Origin of the sequence: Calothrix sp. NIES-3974, from assembly GCF_002368395.1 — a bacterium.
Classification (GTDB): domain Bacteria; phylum Cyanobacteriota; class Cyanobacteriia; order Cyanobacteriales; family Nostocaceae; genus NIES-3974.
In genome coordinates this window covers 3,687,928-3,708,312 of the sequence record NZ_AP018254.1, presented here as the reverse complement: position 1 = coordinate 3,708,312, position 20,385 = coordinate 3,687,928, and the positions used below count along the sequence as shown (strand labels likewise).

Here is a 20,385-nt window from a genome sequence, read left to right as displayed (position 1 = left end):
TAAATCGCCGAAAATCCACGTGAAAGCAATTAGGGCTGTACTCGCTTTACAAAAGTTCAACAAGTACCTTCTTCCTATGATGACTGATTTTGCGGATACATTGTCCATATTTTGGATTTTAGATTTTGGATTTTGGATTTCCGTAGAGACGACTCGTCGGGTCGTCTTCAGGGGAGTAGAGAAGCGACATGTCGCTTCTGTAATCTAGTGTAGACAGTACATGTATGGCTACTCCCTGACGACGCAAATCATTCTAGAATATACAGGTCATTATGATTTGAGTTTTAGTGGACGCAAGTTAGAAATTCATGCGTATTTCGTTAAATTGGCTACGAGAACTGGTAGAAATAAAATTAACTCCGGAAGAGTTGGCGCAAACCTTAACAATGGCTGGGTTTGAGGTGGAGGAAATTGAGGACAGACGCACTTGGGCTAATGGTGTGGTGGTGGGACGTGTCCTGCAACGGGAACAGCATCCCAATGCTGATAAATTAAGTGTCTGTCAAGTTGATATTGGCACGGGGGAAATCCAAAATATTGTTTGCGGTGCATCTAATGTCCGGGCTGATATTTTCGTGGCGGTGGCAACTGTTGGTACATATTTACCCAATATCGATCTGAAAATTAAACCAGCAAAATTGCGGGGGGTGCAGTCGAATGGGATGATTTGTTCCCTCAAGGAATTGGGTTTACCGACCGATGTGGATGGTATTCATATTTTCCCCCAGGAGGATTTACAGGTTGGTACAGATGTCCGTCCGTTACTGGGTTTAGATGATGTGGTGCTAGATGTCACCACAACTGCTAACCGTGCGGATGCGCTGTCAATGGTTGGGGTAGCGCGGGAAGTGGCTGCATTGACAGGGGGACGGTTAAAGATTCCCGAACCTGGTGATGTGGTAGTACCGACGGAAAGGGGAAATTTAAGTATCAAAATTGAAGAAAGACAAGCTTGTCCCACCTATATTGGGACTGCGATCGCCAATGTGAAAATTGCCCCTTCTCCCGATTGGTTGCAACAACGTTTAAGAGCAGCAGGTACGCGTCCGATTAATAATATCGTCGATATTACCAACTACGTATTATTGGAATGGGGACAACCTTTACACGCCTTTGACCGGGAACGTTTACAAGCGATCGCAGGTAGTGAAAATTTAACCATTGGTGTGCGCTTTGCTCATCCGGGGGAAACTTTGAAAACCTTGGATGGTCAAGTTCGCCATCTTTCCCAGCAAAGTCTCCTCATTACCGCTAACGACAAACCCGTGGCTTTAGCAGGGGTGATGGGGGGGGAAGAAAGCGAGGTGGTGGACAATACCCAAAATATTATCCTCGAAGCCGCCCTATTTGATAACGTCGCCATTCGCCGTTCTTCCCGCAGTGTTGGTTTACGCAGCGAAGCTTCCTCCCGCTACGAACGAGGGGTAAATTTCGCTGGTTTAGAAATAGCTACCCGGCGTGCCCTCTCCCTAATTACCGAACTCACAGGTGGTACAATTATCACCCAAAGCCAAGAGGATACCCGTCCCGACCCAGCTAATTGGAGCCGCACAGTTCATCTCCGTCTCCAGCGTGTGAATGAGGTACTTGGACCCGTGAATCTAGGCGAACAAACAGGGGAATTAACTGCCGCCGATGTGGAACGCAGCCTGACGGCTTTGGGGTGTCAACTTACACCCGCAGAAAATTATAGTTGGAATGTCACCGTTCCCCCCTACCGTTATCGAGATTTGGAGCGGGAAATCGATTTAATTGAAGAAGTAGCCCGGCTCTACGGCTACGATAATTTCTGTGATACCCTACCCGAAACCGCAGAAGCTGGATATTTACCCTTTGAGCAGGAAATATTGCGTCGTCTCCGCGCTGCCATGCGAGCTGCGGGATTAACCGAATTAATCCACTATTCCCTTGTGAAACCGGGGGAAGAGCGACAGGTGGTACTGAGTAATCCCCTATTTGCCGAATATTCCGCCCTGCGTACCGATTTAATTTCCGGTCTCATCGACGCTTTTCAGTATAACCTGGAACAGGCAAAGGTCGCCCTCAACGGATTTGAAATCGGGCAGATTTTCTGGCAAGACGAAGACGGTTTACACGAAGCCGAAACCATTGCAGGGATTCTTGGTGGTGATACCACCGTCGGTAAATGGTCACGGGGTGGAAAAGATAAACCCATGACCTGGTATGAAGCCAAAGGCATCCTCGAAAGTGTATTTACCCAACTAGGAATTAGCGTTGAATACCAACCCGACCACCGAGACAGTCGCTTACACCCCGGTCGTACTGCTTCTTTGTGGATTGGTGGTGAACGACTGGGAACCTTTGGTCAACTCCACCCCCAACTACGGCAACAACGGGACTTACCCGATGCCGTCTACGTATTCCAACTCGATTTAGAAGTTTTATTTGATGCCCTAGACAAGGACGAAATTCTCGTCCCCCGTTTCCAAAACTACTCAACCTACCCCGCATCCGACCGGGACATCGCCTTTTTCATCCCCACCAAATATACAGTTACTGAAATTGAACGAGCGATCGCCAAAGCTGGTAAAGGACTATTGGAATCGGTCCAAGTCTTCGACGAATATCGCGGTGAAAACGTCCCCCCAGGACAACGTAGTCTTGCTTTTCGACTAATTTATCGAGCAAGCGATCGCACCCTCACCGACACCGAAGTAGACCCAATCATGGAAAAAGTCCGCGAATCCCTTGTGGAAAAATTTGGTGTCACCTTGCGCAGTTGATGGAAAACAGAGAATAGGGTGAATAGAGACGCGACATATCGCGTCTCTAATTCCCCAATTCCCCCTACTCCCAATTTTTCTTCTAAGCGTTCGTTATCCCCTTTTCCTGGGAAATATAAAAACGCAAGGTTTGGTGATATACGGGAGGATAGAGTGAGGAAGGTAGAGGTGAGAAATAACCAGAAGCTGATTTTATTCAGTTATCCCACTCAAATATTTGCGGCGATAACTATCTGGTTGGTATTGGTCGCTGGGGTGTTTATGGTCGCAAGTCCTGCTAATTCCCAGTTGCTCTCAAATCTAACCCCTGCACCTGCGACCAGAACCCGCGAACCGAAATTACTCTACAAGATGAAGGGACATGGGGGAACGGTAAAATCTTTAGCCTTTAGTCCCGATAGTAAAACCGTGGTGAGTGGGGGTGGAGAAAATGATGCAACGATTCGTCTGTGGGACGTGAACAAGGGGAAAGCCAGAGGTATAATTAATCGCGCCCACAGAGGTACGGTTCACGCGGTGTTGGTTTCCCCTAATGGTCAGACCTTGGCTAGTGGAAGTAGTGATACAACTTTAAATCTGTGGAATTTACGGACTAATCGTTTTACCAGGACTTTTATTGCCCATACCGGTGTGATTTTAGCATTGGCGGTGACGGCAGATAGTAAAATGCTGGTGAGTGCAGCTACCGATGGGGTGCGAGCTTGGGATTTAGTTCAACAGAGGTCTTTGGGTGCTTTGGTGCAATTTGACAATTACCTCCATGCTGTCACCCTCAGTCCCGATGGTAAATTGGCAGCTACAGGCGATCGCAATGGGGTAGTCAAGCTATGGAATATTGGTGCAGGGAAGGAACTGTGGCGCTTATCTGCACACACCCAAACAGTGACAGGAGTTGCATTTACACCCAAGGGAGACCAACTCGTCACCACCAGTCGCGATCGCAATATCAAAATTTGGGATTTGACAACGGGTAAGTTACTGCGAACCTTGAGCGACCATGACAACTCGGTAAATGCGATCGCGATTCATCCTGGTGGTGAGATGTTAGCGAGTGCGGGACGAGATGGAATTAAACTGTGGAATCTACAGACCGGGGAATTACTAGCCAATCTTTATGAACACCAAGATTGGGTAAGTGCGATCGCTTTTAGTCCGAATGGGAAGTATTTGGCGAGTGGTGGTTTTGACAAGGCTGTTTATCTCTGGGAAATTCTAGAAACGCACTAGAGACGCGATATATAGCAAGACGCGATATATCGCGTCTCTATGGATTTAAAATAATCGCCATATCTAAAATAAACCCCGGTAAAACAGATTCGCCATCAAGCTGAGGTGGATGTTCCAAGGGGAAATGCAGAACTTCTACATTTTGTCCAGGTCGATAAATTTCTACCAGTGGAGTTTGGGGATCAATTAACCAACCTAAACGCGCACCGTTTTCTTGATATTCCCGCATCTTACCACGTAATTTGTCTAAATTATCGGTTTCGGAACGCAGTTCAACGACAAAATCAGGACAAATAGGGGGGAAACGTCTTTTTTGCTCTTGTGTTAAAGCTTCCCAGCGTTCTAACTTGACCCAAGCAGCATTGGGACAACGATAGGCTCCATTGGGTAATTTAAACTCAGTGGAAGAGTCAAAAACTTTACCTAATTTAGTTTTACGGTTCCACAAACCAAGTTCGATAATAATATCAGAGTTCCTGATTCCACTTTCTCCACCTGTTGGAGGCATAATAATCAATTCTCCGGTTTGGGTGAGTTCCAATTGCCAAGGTTCATTAGCGATGCAGAGTTGATAAAATTGCTCATCGGTCAAGCCTACGGCTGGAGGTATATTTAATGTGAGGGCTTCCATGATATTTTTTTACCAGCGTGAATCACATATTATCTACGAACTGAAATCTGATATCGCAATCCGTTGAGGATTTGTATTTAATATTCATTTTAGAGGTTGTTTTAAAAGCTCTACAGCGTATCTTTCACGACTCACCAACTGAAAAACTGTTACGAGAGAATAGGGTTTTCAGATTTGCGATTTGTATCCCTGAGTATCACTTAAACCTTAAGCAGGTACTTTTCAAACATCCTCTAAGCCTATCTACCATAGAAAGATAAACTTCATTTTCCGGCTTTATTGATTCTATTACTAATATCATTAATAAGCTGCGGGCAAAAGCCTTATTTTTCCGTTAAACTTGGCTCTGAATTTAGTTTTATACTTAGGGCGAAAGCTATTCTATAATCCTTGCTGCGCAAACCTTTGAAGCTAGATTGTCACCCCTTTAACTGCATTGACTCTAACACCTGACGAATTGTAGTAGTGGGAACCGCATCGGTAATTGTGACTACTCCGATTTGGGTCGGTAAAATAAACCTCACTTTGCCACTTTTCACCTTTTTATCTAATTGCAGGGTATCAATGACTGCATCAATATCTACATCCTGGGGTAACTGAGTTGGTAAACCAGTTTTCTGGATGAGTGCATTTTGACGTTGGCTTTCCCCCTCACTCCACATCCCCAAACTTGCGGCAATATTTCCAGCTGCAACCATCCCCATACCCACCGCTTCCCCATGATTGACACGGGTGTATCCGGTCAAACTTTCCACCGCATGGGCAATGGTATGTCCATAATTGAGGATAGCTCGTAATCCGGCTTCTTTTTCGTCCTTCCCGACCACATCCGCTTTCGCTTGACAGGAACGGATCAAGATTTCATTAATCAAAGTTTCCCCAGAAGCAACAGGTGTATTTACATACTGCATTTGATCTAAATGGGGTTGGGTTTCCATCATGGCAAATAACTCCCCATCCCAAATTACCCCGTACTTAATCACCTCCGCCATCCCTGCACGAAACTCCCGCACAGGTAAAGAATTCAACACCTCGGAATCAATTAAAACCAACCGCGGCTGATAAAAAGCACCAATCAAATTTTTCCCCAGAGGATGGTTTACCCCCGTTTTTCCGCCAATGGACGCATCCACCATTGCCAACAAAGTTGTTGGTACTTGGACAAAATTAATCCCCCGCAGCCAAGTTGCAGCTGCAAAACCAGTCATATCCCCAATAACACCACCACCGAGAGCAACCAGGGTCGAACTGCGTTCCAAACGCTGGGCGATCGCCACATCATAGATTTTTTGAATCGACTCCAGATTTTTGTAACCCTCCCCATCGGGAAGAATACAAGTACAAACCTGATAACCAGCATTTTCTAAAGCCGCGATCGCGCGATCGCCATACAAGGGAAACACCGTCGGATTAGATACAATTAATACCTTCTTCCCTAAATCTAACCCTTGCATCCTTGCACCCAGGGAATCCAGACCACCCGGTTGAATAACAATTTCATAGGATTTTTGCGGTAACTTCACCTGAATCATCGAACCCATATCCATTCCCATCCCACCAAACTCCCTGACCACAAAAAATAATTTTTCCCACCCACCTACTTCGGGGGATTTTCCGGATCAACAGAGGGTATCGGTACTACCAACACCTTGTCAACACGATTACCATCCATATCCATCACTTCTAAACGCATTCCTCGCCATTCAAAATAATCGGCAGCAGTGGGAATTTTCCCCAGGTGATTAATCACAAAACCACCGACGGTTTGATAATTAGCGCGATCACGTTCCTTACTATCGTACATATCAATATGGAAGAATTCAAAGAAATCATCCACCGACAGCATTCCATCTACTAACCAGGAACCATCTTCCCGTTGGACTATTTGCGGTTCTCCCTGATTATCAATCATGGGAACATCACCAACAATTTCAATTAGAACATCATTGAGAGTAACCAGTCCTTGAATTACCCCATATTCATCCACAACCAAAGCAATGTGGGTAGCAGTTTGCTTAAACAATTCCAGCACCTTCAACCCACGGGTACTTTCGGGAACGAACACCGGTTGATGTAAACCGACAGTTAAATCCATGCGCTCCCCACACAAACAGCGGGTGAGTAAATCCGTTACCGGGATAATACCCAACACATTATCTAAACCACCTTGACAAACAGGGTAACGGGAATATCTACTATTAACTAACTTTTGCTGATTTTCCTGTGCCGTATCTTCCAAGTCTAACCACACAATATCGGGACGGGGAGTCATCAAAGCGCTGACGGGTCTATCTCCCAAGCGAAATACCCGCTCCACCATATCCTGTTCCGCTTCTTCAAAAGTTCCCTCCTCCGTTCCTTGCTCAATTAATACCTTAATTTCTTCCTCCGTCACCATTGGTTCCGAAGAAGGTTGGATACCCAAAACCTGTAAAATCGTCTCCGTTGATGCACTTAAAATAAATACAATTGGCGAACCCAACCGAGAAAGAACTTGCATGGGAATACCAATAATCGTTGCGATCGCTTCTGGATAACTTAACGCCAAACGCTTAGGAACCAATTCACCCAAAATCAAAGTCAAGTAGGTAATGACCACAACCGCCAATCCCCTAGCAATTTGTTCTTGCCAAGAAACTACAGGAGGACGCTCAATTATACTTACCCCCAACAAAGGAGCAATACGCTTGGCGATCGCTTCTTCTCCAAATGCACCGGATAAAATAGTTAGTAAAGTAATCCCAATCTGAACAGTACCCAGAAACTGATTGGGAGAGGATGCCAAATCTAAGGCTATACGTGCCTTTGTATCACCCTGATTTGCGAGTTGCTGGAGACGAACTTTACGAGCCGAAACAACTGCTAATTCGGACATCACAAACAGTCCGTTGCCAAAAATTAGGAGGAGAATTACCAATATCTCAGAAGTTGGGGACATTCGCTGTATGTAGCCGAACCCATCGGCACTGTTTGCTCAAGGTTTAGTGGTTTAAATTCATGGTATCGAAATTTGCTAGGCGCTAGAAACAGGAATGAACACACCCAGCAAGATATCTTGGATTACTGTAATTGCATGTAGAGGTATTCTACCTGAAAAGGGGCAAAATCATTCCAGCAACATTGAGGAGACAGAATACAAACTGATACTCTCCCCCCACATCCCCTAATTCCCTACCCACCATCAACTAAACTACCCCGACCCTCAGCAGGAAATTGCCTAGAAGTTCTAAAATAGTTGAGGTATTTCCACAACAATGGGAAAACAATTACCTTTCAACTCCATCATACTTTCGATTATCAGCTATGGCTCTCGCATCAATTGTGCGTGTTTTGGGACGTTCACCCCTGACAACCGAACTCTTAAATAAGTTAAAAAAGCAACATTCTTTAACTCTCAACGGTATCTCCCGTTTACCAAAAGGTTTGGTGGCTTCGGCTTTAGCACAAACGGCTGGGCAGAACTTACTGGTAATTTGTGCAACCTTGGAAGAGGCAGGACGGTGGACGGCACAATTGGAAGCGATTGGTTGGCAGCGTGTTTATTTTTACCCCACCAATGAGGCTTCTCCCTACGAACCCTTTGACCCAGAGATGGAGATGGTTTGGGGACAAATGCAGGTTTTGGCGGATTTGGTTTTAACCGCAGACCATCGGGAACCTGCGGTGATTGTGACGACAGTGGGAGCGCTCCAACCCCATTTACCACCCCAAGCGGATTTTAAGTCCTTTTGTTTGCCGATTGTGCGGGGGATGGAGTGGGATTTGGATCAGTTTGGGGAACAGCTAGCTCGGTTAGGTTACGAACGGGTGGCTTTAGTGGAAAGTGAGGGACAGTGGAGTCGTCGGGGGGATATTGTGGATGTGTTCCCCGTTTCGGCGGAGTTGCCGTTTCGTTTAGAGTGGTTTGGGGACGAAATTGAGAAAATTCGCGAGTTTGACCCCGCAACCCAACGGTCAGCTTTGGATAAGGTGGAGCAAGTTGTTTTGACTCCCACAAGTTTTGGCTCGATTATTAGTGCAGCCTTAGCAAAAAAGCCAGACCTATCATCCCTTTCCCCCCTACTCCCCTCTCCCCTAGATTCCTCCACCCCCTTAGAAGGTAGTCGGCGCTTTTTAGGTATAGCCTATGACCAACCCGCAAGCTTACTAGATTATTTACCACAGGATACAATTATTGCCCTGGATGAGCCAGAACAGTGCCATGCTCACGGCGATCGCTGGTGGGAAAATGCCCAGGAACAGTGGGATTTTTTGGCTTCCGGAGCTGTGGAAATTACGGAGGACAATCCCGATGCAGTGCCGATTCCCGTGGAGTTACCCATTATCCACCGCAGCTTTGAGGATTGTTTGCAGAAGTTGGCAAAATGCGATCGCCTATTTTTGTCGGAGATTGTGGAATCTGGAGTCGAAAAAGATACATCTGCGGTCAATCTGGCGAGCCGACGTTTACCTGTGACTCCCCACCAGTTTGCCAAAATTAGTGAAACTTTACGGGGAGAGCGCGATCGCAAGTTTGCAGTCTGGATTGTTTCTGCTCAACCCAGTCGCTCGGTGTCTTTGTTACAGGAACATGATTGTCCAGCCCAGTTTATCCCCAATCCCAATGATTTTCAGGCCATTGATAAATTGGTGGGTAATTATACCCCAGTGGCGGTTAAGTATTCCGGCTTGGCAGAACTGGAAGGATTTATACTACCTACCTATCGCATTGCGGTAATTACTGACCGGGAATTCTATGGACAGCATTCCCTCGCAACCCCCAGTTATGTCCGCAAGCGACGACAAGCAAGTTCCAAACAAATTGACCCGAATAAGTTGCGTCCAGGGGATTACGTGGTGCATCGCAATCATGGAATTGGTAAGTTTATCAAGTTGGAGAGTTTAACGATTAACCACGAAACCCGCGATTATTTGGTGGTGCAGTATGCCGATGGATTATTACGGGTAGCAGCAGACCAGGTAGGAGCCTTATCACGGTTACGGACAACCACCCAAAAAACCCCGGAATTACATAAAATGACCGGTAAGGTATGGGAAAACACCAAAAATAAAGTCCGTAAGGCAGTGAAAAAATTGGCGGTGGATTTGCTACGCTTGTATGCAGCCCGCAACCAACAACAGGGTTTCGCCTTTCCCCCAGATATGCCTTGGCAACAGGAACTAGAGGATTCTTTCCCCTACCAAGCAACTCCCGACCAACTCAAAGCCACCCAGGACGTGAAACGGGATATGGAAAGCGATCGCCCGATGGATCGGTTAGTATGTGGAGATGTGGGTTTTGGGAAAACAGAAGTCGCAATTCGCGCCATATTCAAGGCCGTAACAGCAGGAAAACAGGTGGCACTCCTCGCTCCAACGACCATTTTAACCCAACAACATTACCACACCATCAAGGAAAGGTTTGCCCCCTACCCCATCAATGTGGGTTTATTAAATCGTTTTCGCAGTCCCCAGGAACGACGGGAAATTCACAAACGTTTAGCCAATGGGGATTTGGATATTGTCATCGGAACCCACCAGTTACTCAGCAAAGAAGTTAAGTATAAAAATTTAGGCTTATTGGTAATTGACGAAGAACAGCGATTTGGAGTCAACCAAAAGGAAAAAATTAAATCCTTAAAAACCCAGGTAGATGTACTAACCCTTTCCGCCACACCCATTCCCCGCACCCTATACATGTCCCTATCAGGGATTCGGGAAATGAGTCTAATTACCACTCCCCCCCCATCCCGACGACCGATTCAAACCCACTTGGCTCCCCTACATCCAGAAACAGTACGCAGCGCCATTCGTCAAGAATTAGACCGTGGTGGACAGGTATTTTACGTAGTACCCAGGGTCGAAGGAATAGAAGAAAAAACCGCCCAACTGCGGGAAATGCTACCAGGAATTCGGATTGCGATCGCCCACGGACAAATGGATGAGGGGGAGCTAGAATCCACCATGTTGACCTTTAGTAATGGGGAAGCGGATATCTTGGTTTGCACAACCATCATCGAATCAGGTTTAGATATTCCCCGCGTTAACACCATTTTAATCGAAGATGCCCATCGTTTCGGTCTAGCCCAATTATACCAATTACGGGGACGGGTCGGTCGAGCCGGAATTCAAGCCCACGCCTGGTTATTTTATCCCCGCCAACGACAACTGACGGATGCCGCTCGACAAAGATTACGGGCAATCCAAGAGTTTACCCAACTCGGTTCTGGGTATCAATTAGCAATGCGAGATATGGAAATTCGCGGTGTCGGTAATCTATTAGGGGCAGAACAATCGGGACAAATGGATGTGATTGGTTTTGATTTGTACATGTCCATGTTAGAAGAGGCAATTCGGGAAATCCGTGGTCAAGAAATCCCCAAAGTCGAAGATACCCAAATCGACTTGAATCTCACCGCCATGATACCCAGCGATTACATCCCCGACCTCGACCAGAAAATGAGTGCCTATCGAGCCGTAGCCGCTGCCAAAAACAAAGAAGAACTAGCCCTAATTGCCGCCGAATGGAGTGACAGATACGGGAATTTACCTACTCCAGCGCTGCAATTATTACGGGTGATGGAACTCAAGCAACTAGCCAAATCCCTCGGATTTAGTCGCATTAAACCGGAAAACAAACAACACGTAGTATTAGAAACACCAATGGAAGAACCCGCTTGGAACCTATTAGCAGCCAACCTCACAGAAAATATGCGTCATCGGTTTGTCTATTCCCCCGGAAAAGTCACCGTCAGGGGTTTAGCCGTCCTCAAAGCCGACCAACAACTCAAAACCCTAATAGATGCCTTTGAAAAAATGCAAGGAGCAGTAGTTGAGTCGGGGAGTAGGGAGTAGTGATATGGATGATTAATAATCACCGCAAACCCTAATGCTGCTACTTTCTCCAGCAGACTTGGGTAAAGTTCAATACGCTTTTAAATTTTTAAATCGTTTGGGGTTCTACCGAGAGGATATTTGGAAAGTGTCAATAAATACTTTATAAAGCACTTCTGGAGGAGAGTAAATCGGCTCAAACGGTATATTTTTAGTTATAAACAGACGCGACATGTCGCATCTCTCCCAATTCCCTTCTGCCTACTCCCAAAAAATGAGAGGTTAAGTATTAAAATCGACTTTTAAAACATCCTCTGAGAGTAAATTTATCCCAAAGCGCAAATTGGAGTATAATTGTGAGCAAAGAGGATCATGATGACCCTCCCAAGGTGCAAGATATCAGCCAATACCTTCAATCACCGGATGAAAATAAAACGCTAACCCTAAAACAGTATAGGTAGCTAGTAGCAAAACACCCTCTAGCCAATTTGATTTACCATCAGAACTAATGGTATTGGCAATTAACACCGCAACAGCAACCGCAACCAATTCAAAAGGATTAAAATCTAAATCCATCGGTTGTCCAAATGCCCATCCCGCTAAAATTAAAACCGGAGCCACAAATAGGGCAATTTGCATACTAGAACCCACAGCCACCGATAGGGACAAATCCATCTTATTTTTCATTGCCACCGTCACCGCAGTTGCATGTTCTGCGGCATTACCAATAATTGGTACAAGAATTACCCCTGTAAATAATGCAGTTAAACCCAGTTGGGATGTGGCTGCTTCCAAGGAGTCTACCAATAGTTCCGACTCCAGAGCAACTAACAAAGTAGAACCAAGTAATACCCCTCCCCACAACCAAATATTCGGTGTATGGGCTGGATTTTCAACTATGGGACTATCGGCAACCCCAACATCGTACAGGTAGGTATGGGTTTTCATGGAAAATAGTAAGGTCAGGGCATAGACAATGATTAAAACTATGGCCACTGCCACAGAAAGGCGTTGTAATGTCTGTTCACTGACACCACTAGATGTAACATCCATTGCCGTTGGCATTAAAATGGCAATCACCGCTAAATTCATGGAAGCCGCATTTACACGGGCGACAATTGGTTCAAATTTCTGTTCTTTATGGCGAAGTCCACCGAGAAACATTGCTAAACCCATTACCAGTAATAAGTTACCCAAAATCGAACCTGTGATACTAGCTTTGACCACATCCACCAGTCCCGCTCTCAGGGCAATCAAGGCGATAATTAATTCCGTCGCATTCCCAAATGTGGCATTCAGTAAACCACCCACCAACGGACCAAGAACAACAGCTATTTCCTCTGTCGCTTTTCCCATCCAACCCGCAAGGGGTAAAATGGCTAAACCCGCAGTAATAAATACTGTTAACTCCCCCCACTCGCCAAAATGGGCAATGAGGGAAATAGGCACAAAAATCAATAAAACTAGAAATAAGATATTTTTTCCCGACATATTGGTTTCAACAAATTAGTTAGTTAATACTTAATTTACCCACACTTTCTCACTTTGTTGACTCACTCTCGTCAAAAAAATAAAAGTCAATTTTTTCACCCCCAACAGAGCGATAATTTGAGCGTTTATTTGCCAACAAAATTTCTCGCTGTGGGACTACTGAGAAATACATTTGTGTCAAAAGATAAAAAACAGGGATGAAACTATTCCCTGTTCTCTATTCCATTAACGTGAGTTCGATGAGTTATAAGGACTGAAACTCTTATCCAGTATCATTCGTAGAAAATAGAAGTTTCTAAAAACCTCCTAGTATGTTGAGAATAAAATCATTAAACCGGAAATCAGTCAGTTATTGACTTTGTTCTCAACTAATGGATGAGGTTACTTTAAACCTTAACTTTCAAAATCATGGATTCACAGGGATTGTCGCGTTTATAATCCGTCGAATTTACTTTAATACGGTTCGGTTAATGATTTTTCGTGGTGGTTTCAGGAGACGCGATATATCGCGTCTCTACAATTATTTAGGGTTTATTAATTTGCTTATCCGAACCGTCTTATCCCTACTCCCTGTAGGTTTTATGAAAAACATTGGACAATACTTTTGACTACAAACCCTATTTAATCCCATTAATCTCCATATAACTTAATAACCAATTAGCAATAGTTGCGCGTCGGGTTTGTCTAGGTCCAAACTCTCCTATTTTATACCCTTTAAAGCCTAATTTTTCCTTTAATAATTGTTTATTTGCGGTTGGAATCGAGCGGGTTAATTTCATCGCTGCGGGACGGCTATCAAAAAAATCGGGTGGTTGGGGATATTCTTCGCGCCATTCCGGTAATAAGTCGGAGATATCCCATGTTTGAGTGTCAGAATTGTAACGATAACCCAGATAATGCCAAACTAGTTGATTGACGGTTGGATCATCGATTGTTTCATGGATAATTGCCCAAATAGTTTCCGTATTCAGTGGTGGTAAATCAGACATAACATGTTTGGTAAACCGTATTCAATCAATATTGATTATTAGGGAGAGACGTAGCATTGCTACGTCTCTCCCTGCAATTAAAAACCACCGATGATTTTAAATCCAGCCCAGTGGAAGGGGTTATTATACAATTTTGCATCGGGATGGTTTTGTTTGGTTTGATATAGATAGGTGGTGATGTGGGCTGGTAGGGATTGATTAAATAGACTATCGTACCATTGTTGCACCTGGGCTGGGGTTAACTCTTGAAACCAGTTGATGGTTTCGTTAAAAGCAACTGTTGGGGATTTGCCTTGATACAAATGTCGATAAAATTCCACCATCATGAAAATGCGGGTCGTTGCTTCCACTTCCCAGAGGTTGGTGTGGATGTGGGGGATACCTTGGTGGTAAAGGGCGATCGCAATTTCTGCATATTCACTGTTTACTGGAGATGGGGGAGGAGATGGGTGTTGACTGTTGAGGGTGACTAGTTGGTATTGGTGGCTAATTTCGTGAATTTGCAGGGTGTGGGTATGACTAATTTGAATGCTGGGGGGTTGGTTATTTTGCGGGTAGGCGCTGCTGACGGCGTTGAGGTGCAAAATATCATAGTTGTGATTTAAGGCTTGATTGAGGCTTTCTAGGGAGGTATTCTCGACCAGAATGCGATCGCCTTGGCTAAGTTGACTGATAATTTCGGTTTCTGTGCGGATAAATTTACCCGCAATTTCATCTAGCTGCTTGTAGCTTTCCACACTCAACATTGTTGGGAAAGATTGCTGTCCAGGGGTGGTTTTTGATTGTGCTAGGGCTGATTGAGCCGTGGGGAGGTAGGTAATTTGTAATTGCTTACTCGTTTCTGCTAATGTTCCTGCATCACTGCTCAGGGTAAATAGGGCATGTAACGGTAAGGAAAATAATTCCCGGTGCGGAATCAAAATTAGTTGGCTAATACCTTCTAATTCCTGAAGGATATTATTTATACTCAGGATTTTTTTCAGTTCTAATAATCTCCAACCCATATCCACACGCCATGTGTGTTCCTGCTGTGCAGCGGGTGTCAAACTTAAATACTCTCGGTATTTTTGTTGCCATTCATCTAGCCAAGTCTGGAATTTGAGCAGTCGCTCAACGGCTTCTGGTAGGGGAGTTTCCTCGTATTCTTCTAAATTCAACATCGGTGTAAATACGGGAATTGGTTCCGGGTGCAAGTATTTAATGATAAAAGTATGCATGGCCACCGGACTCATATGCCAGTAGATAATGGCGGTTGTCGGATTCACCAGGTTTTGCATTGCTGCGTGGTCGGGAGTCAGGATTTGGTCGCTCCACCCAGTTAACAGCCAATGTAAACAAGCATTTTTGAAATATTCACCAATTTCTAAAGCTTGGACAAGTTCACCCGATTGAACAGCAATATCGACCCCTAATTGACCGATTCCAGCAAATTTTAAACCTAAACGCCTTTTTTCGCCATCGCTACGTTGGCTATCTGTGAGTAATTCTGCGAAAAAACTGCGAGCATGTTCGTAGAGAGCGTTAGCATCAGCTGTCTGCTCAAAGGCAACATAGATTTTAATTAAGTTTTGTAAAACCTCTAAATGTTTTTCCGGGAAGGCTTCTGGAGTTAAGGTGATACGGGCTTGATTATAAGCATCAAAGGCATGATACCAATCTTGACGGGGGTTGTGGTAGGAGGAACTGCCATAGCCGTAGGGACTGGTCACGCGATCGCAGTAGGTATTTCCCAGAGCGAGATTAATTTTACCCCAACCTTCCGGGTGGGTTTCCGGTGAGAGATACCTCAGGGCTTCGGTGTAGGTGGTAATTTGACCATCGTATCCCCGTAAATTCAGGCTGGGGTTGGTATTGGCCAGGCTGCTGTAGCTGGTAAAATAGGTATCATAGCCGGGTGATGAAAATACGGCACTAGCTCTTGCCAACCAAGCTTCCCAGTAATCGGGTTGGATTTGGATTGCCAGGTCGTAGGAAAGAATTGCAGCTTCCCATTGTTGTTGTTTGGCTAACAGTAAACCCCGATTGTACCAACCCACTGCAAAATTAGGTTCAATCTCGACAGCTTGGTTATAACAAACTAAAGCTTGCTCTGGATTACCGAGATTATCCCAGGCGATCGCCTGATTAAATCTTGCTAAATACAAATGGGGGGATATGACTAAAGCCTGTTCCCAGGATTGAATTGCTGCTTGCCAATACCCTAACTTTGCTTCCAAGACCCCGCGATCAATCCAGATATGGTCTAACTGGGGATTAATCGTCAGAGCTTGGGTATAGGAGGCGATCGCTGCATCATAATTTTGATTGCAATCGAGGGCATAACCACGGGAAATCCAAACATCCGGGTCATGGGGAGCTAATTCCAAGGCTTTGTCGTAGGAAGCAATTGCCTCCTCCCACTGATGCAAGTTTACCTGAGCAATCCCCCGTTGATGCCAAATTAAATGGTAATCCCCTTCAGTTTCCAAAGCCTCATCAAAGGAAGCGATCGCATCGGGATATTCCCCCAGATTCGCCAAAGCCACACCGCGATAAAACCAGGTTTGTCCATCCTCCGGTTCTAATTGGGTGGCAAAATCGTAGGATTGTACCGCTTCCGCTAACCGTCCTAACTTTAATAATGCCGTACCCCGACTCGACCAAGCCTCACTTTCGTCAGATTTAATGGCGATCGCTTGATCAAAACAATTAATCGCACTTTCAAACTGTTCCAACTCCCCTAAAATTGCCCCCCGATTTAACCACGCCTTATAATAATCAGGTTTAATGGCGATCGCTTCTTCATAGGAAGCTAAAGCCGCCATCAAATCGCCACGATAAAATAGGGCTAAACCCCGGTTAAACCAATACTCATAGGCTTCCGGTTGCAATTGTAACGCCTGGTCGTAGGATGCGATCGCCCCATCTAAATCGCCACTTTTACTTTGTTGCAAAGCCTGGTAAAATAAGGCTTGGGCTTGTTCTTCAATGCTAATGGGTGGGCTATCAAATAATTCTGGTGCTGCCGATGGATTCAACAATCCCGCAGCCAATTGTTCAACTAAATTTGTACTTTGCTGCAACCGCACCCACAATTCTTCTAAGGTAACGGTGACATCCGGTTGCACACCAGTCCACTCCTGTGGCCAAATTGGATTTTGGGTCAGGTCTGGTGTGCCAACTACCTGTTGGAAACCCGTATTTACTTCGGTATTTCCCTCTTCTGGGTTTGCTGCGGCAATCATTTCCGATTCATCGGCTTCAACCCCATCCCGATTATATTCTTCCTCTGAGGAGGGTGGAGCAACCCATTCCTGAAGGCTATGGTCATCGGCAATGATTTGGTACTCTTGTTCTAGCTTTTCTTCCTCTTGAGAACGAACTTCCCACTCTTCTTCTAAACCAGTATCTAATGCATCTAATTCTGTTTCCCTAGGGAATATCAACTCCCCATCTGCCTTTTCCAATTCCTCTGTCACATCAACAAAAATATCATTCTCCCCAGTGCTACGGTCATCACCAATTGACTCCATAATTGGGGATGGAGAGGATTGATTAAGAACTGGATCAACTTCTTTAACAGAATCTGTCTCAAATCTATTTTCTAAATTAGTCTCAAAATTATTTTCACTAGCCTCTAAACTTTCTGCTAAACCCGAACTATCCCAACTCGGATTAACAAACTCAACAAATTGGACACCATCCCCATCCATCTGTACTGGTTTGACCTGAGCATTTGTTTCCTCCTGTACTGGTTTGACCTGAGCATTTGTTTCCTCCGCTAACACCCGACTTCTTTCTAGCTCCGGTTCATCCTCAACCCCTACCTCCCATAATTCATCCCCAAATTGTCTCAACAAATCTTGTCCAGGGGTATTTTCCAGAGCAATCAAAGCATTTTCATCCGGGTTGATCTCCCAATCGTAACCATGATTTTCCGCAGGTTGGAAATCAGCATCAAAAAGAATATTATTACTAGGCAATCCCAAATGTGGTACAGCTATTTCTCCCCCCAGAGAAATAGGGATTGATACATAATCACTATTATCGACCCCATGATTTTGTTCAGGGGAAAAATTGGCAACACCTTCTCCAGATTGCTCACCATTGTCTGCAACTGAAGGTTGAAAAATATCAGGAGTTTCCCACTCAGTCGGATTAGTAGTGCGGGCTAGTAACTGCATACCAATACTACCAGCATATTCGCCAACAATCCCGATATTTAACTCACCTAACTGTACCATCCTAAACGCTAATTCATCATTAGGTACAGGGGAATTTAAGACCCGGGAACCAAATATTTGTAGCCATTCTAACCAGCGCTGTTCACTAATTCGATTTTCCATCCGTTGCAAATATCGGATTGCCCATTGTTGTCCACGAGCTTGATATACACCCTCCAGCAGTTGGGTGAACAAAAACTCTAAATCCGCATTTGTCAATTCTGGTAGATTATGGGTGTGCGTCAATTCATTCCCAATAGTGTCTTGGGAATCCTGAGTAAAAATGCGTTGAAAAATCTGTTTAATCCACTTCACAAGTAGCCTAAGCATCTCCCCTAAAATTGGACTAATTTTCCCCTTAATCGCTGATTAATTAACAGTTATCAAGTGATAGCATTTAAACTTAACCAGTCTTTCAACCTAGGTATAGATATGGACTAGCTGGAAAAATAATTGTCAAAAAATAATAAGTATAACTAATACCTCTTTGACATCACTCTTACCGATAACTTACGGGAAACAAAAGTTACAATAACATTCAAACAGTTAGATATGCCATAATTTTTCCCAGCATATTTAATCTTGTTTACTTTCTTTGTATTTTAGAATCAAATCAATACAAATTTTTCATAGACATTATCAGTATAAGTTGAAATAGATACATTAATCCATGTTATCTGGATGTGGTGTTTTAAATGACTTACAGAGAAAATTGCACCCCAGCATAGCGATCGATCCAAATAGGCTGCAATCTGGAATTGGGGATAGGGAGTAATCCTTTGTTTCAACTTAATTGAACTTCTGTGATGTGGGAATGAGAATTTGCTCCATACTTCCTGGTTGACTCTAGAGCAAGCAAATTTGTACCATTTTAGATGACCTTGGGGTCGATCCACCACTGTCTGGATTTAGGGAGGAAAACCCTTACACAGCAAAACTTTCCCATACCTATCGGTCGCATTCATTTTTGCAATTGGTATGATCTACAAATTCCATCCAACAACCCAAAATAATTTGCTTAAATTGCTCAAACTGTGTGAAAAAATCAGAAAATCGAACAAAATTCAATCTGACAAAAAATATCTTAGAGGAGAATAAAAATCACACAAGAGTCAAAGCCTTTGAATTTTAGCCGCGAAGATTCAGGTACTTTCTTCGATTACCCAGAAATTACGCCACAACAAAAGTCAGAATATGCTTCTATTTCCTAATTACGCTCTCCCATCGTGTTTGGATACAAGCAAACCATGTAGCTTGAGTTTTAGTGCTGTGCATGATTATTACTGTCCGGTTCCCTATTTGACTTGGAAGTAGGGAGTAGTGCAGATCCATCGGGGATGGACGCGAAAGTATGGGGAAAAACAAGGTTCATCGGTTTTGGTGTCAGCACTACAGGTAGGTTGCTCCCTGTTCCCTTCTTTGCCAACCTGATTAGGATTCACTGCTTCCATCCCCAGATACCACACCAGCGGTTTGCAAATGATGCACAACCGCTTGAATAATCATTTCTGGATCATCGCTTTCTAAACCAACCTGTTGAGCCAAGTTTTGCCGTAGGGATGGGTCCTGCTGTATCAATTCAAATAACTGCTCCACGGTAATTGTTTGATACGCACCATCATCCGGTGGGGATTGTACAGATGCGATCGCCTCTTCCCCTGTCTCTCCCAGATTACTACCTATTAGGTGCTGATTATTTGTATCTACTGCGATCGCTGCATCGGGTCCAGTATATTCCCAAATTGGCTCCGGTTGATTGCGTGTTAACAATTGCATCCCCAAATCATAGGCTGCATTCCCTACCGCACCAACTCCCAATTCCCCTAATTGCACCATTCTGGCAGCAATTTCGTTATTTGCCGAGGTGGAAGCGAGTAAGCGGGAGCCAAATTTCTCTAACCATTCTAACCAACGCCGCTCAGAAACGCGATGCTCCAGATTTTTTAACCATCGCAAAGCCCAACTTTGTCCCCTAGCTTGGTGTACTCCTTCCAACAGTTCCGTAAACAAAAATTCCAAGTCCGTATCATCCAGGGGTGGGGGAGCTTGCTTTTCTTTGACTGGATTGACACGGGATGTTGTTTTTTTTGCTCCAAATATCTTGGAGAAAAAACTTTGGAGCCATTGTATCAATCGCTTGAACATAATTTGCACCCTCCCGTGGTGGTGTGTACCCTAAGATTGTAACGGTGTCGAGACAAAATAGTTACAACTTTAGGATTTTTTACATTGAGTATTACTCAATACTAAGTAACTAGACAGGGAATAGGGAGTGGGGAATCGGGAGT

General features: G+C 44.5%; 10 protein-coding genes. 3 read left to right on the top strand and 7 right to left on the bottom strand.

Annotated elements, in window-relative coordinates; translation table 11 throughout:
* The first annotated feature begins 308 nt into the window (after positions 1-308).
* Both pheT and CDC37_RS14880 read left to right on the top strand, forming a co-directional pair.
* Complete coding sequence (pheT, locus tag CDC37_RS14885) at positions 309-2,744, top strand: phenylalanine--tRNA ligase subunit beta (protein ID WP_096622731.1); 2,436 nt, start codon at positions 309-311, stop codon at positions 2,742-2,744.
* Between the two features lie 168 nt (positions 2,745-2,912).
* Positions 2,913-3,971 carry a WD40 repeat domain-containing protein gene (locus CDC37_RS14880; protein ID WP_096622729.1) on the top strand — a complete coding sequence of 353 codons (1,059 nt, stop codon included), beginning with the start codon at positions 2,913-2,915 and terminating at the stop codon, positions 3,969-3,971.
* Between the two features lie 37 nt (positions 3,972-4,008).
* Here the strand turns inward: CDC37_RS14880 and CDC37_RS14875 are convergent, their stop codons facing one another.
* The 3 genes from CDC37_RS14875 to CDC37_RS14865 form a co-directional block, all read right to left on the bottom strand.
* Positions 4,009-4,602 carry a Uma2 family endonuclease gene (locus CDC37_RS14875; protein ID WP_096622727.1) on the bottom strand — a complete coding sequence of 198 codons (594 nt, stop codon included), beginning with the start codon at positions 4,600-4,602 and terminating at the stop codon, positions 4,009-4,011.
* 419 nt (positions 4,603-5,021) lie between these two features.
* Entirely contained in the window at positions 5,022-6,143 is a 1,122-nt protein-coding gene (gene aroB / locus CDC37_RS14870) for a 3-dehydroquinate synthase (protein WP_096626251.1), read from the bottom strand.
* Positions 6,144-6,199: 56 nt separating this feature from the next.
* Positions 6,200-7,540 carry a hemolysin family protein gene (locus CDC37_RS14865; protein WP_096622725.1) on the bottom strand — a complete coding sequence of 447 codons (1,341 nt, stop codon included), beginning with the start codon at positions 7,538-7,540 and terminating at the stop codon, positions 6,200-6,202.
* Positions 7,541-7,905: 365 nt separating this feature from the next.
* Between CDC37_RS14865 and mfd the strand changes: the two genes are divergently transcribed.
* Positions 7,906-11,436, top strand: a complete 3,531-nt coding sequence (gene mfd, locus CDC37_RS14860) for a transcription-repair coupling factor (protein WP_096622723.1) — start codon at positions 7,906-7,908, stop codon at positions 11,434-11,436.
* Between the two features lie 378 nt (positions 11,437-11,814).
* On the opposite strand, the gene cax is transcribed toward mfd, so the two are convergent.
* The 4 genes from cax to CDC37_RS14840 all read right to left on the bottom strand — a co-directional run bounded on the left by cax (position 11,815) and on the right by CDC37_RS14840 (position 20,242).
* Complete coding sequence (gene cax / locus CDC37_RS14855) at positions 11,815-12,906, bottom strand: calcium/proton exchanger (protein WP_096622721.1); 1,092 nt, start codon at positions 12,904-12,906, stop codon at positions 11,815-11,817.
* 617 nt (positions 12,907-13,523) lie between these two features.
* The gene (locus CDC37_RS14850; protein ID WP_096622719.1) at positions 13,524-13,895 is read right to left on the bottom strand and encodes a DUF1823 family protein; all 372 of its coding nucleotides are present in this window, start codon (positions 13,893-13,895) and stop codon (positions 13,524-13,526) included.
* 77 nt (positions 13,896-13,972) lie between these two features.
* Positions 13,973-18,427 (bottom strand): CHAT domain-containing protein, encoded by a 4,455-nt coding sequence (locus tag CDC37_RS14845; RefSeq protein ID WP_096622717.1) that lies wholly within the window; start codon positions 18,425-18,427, stop codon positions 13,973-13,975.
* Between the two features lie 1,101 nt (positions 18,428-19,528).
* Positions 19,529-20,242, bottom strand: a complete 714-nt coding sequence (locus tag CDC37_RS14840; protein WP_096622715.1) for a hypothetical protein — start codon at positions 20,240-20,242, stop codon at positions 19,529-19,531.
* Between the last annotated feature and the right edge of the window lie 143 nt (positions 20,243-20,385).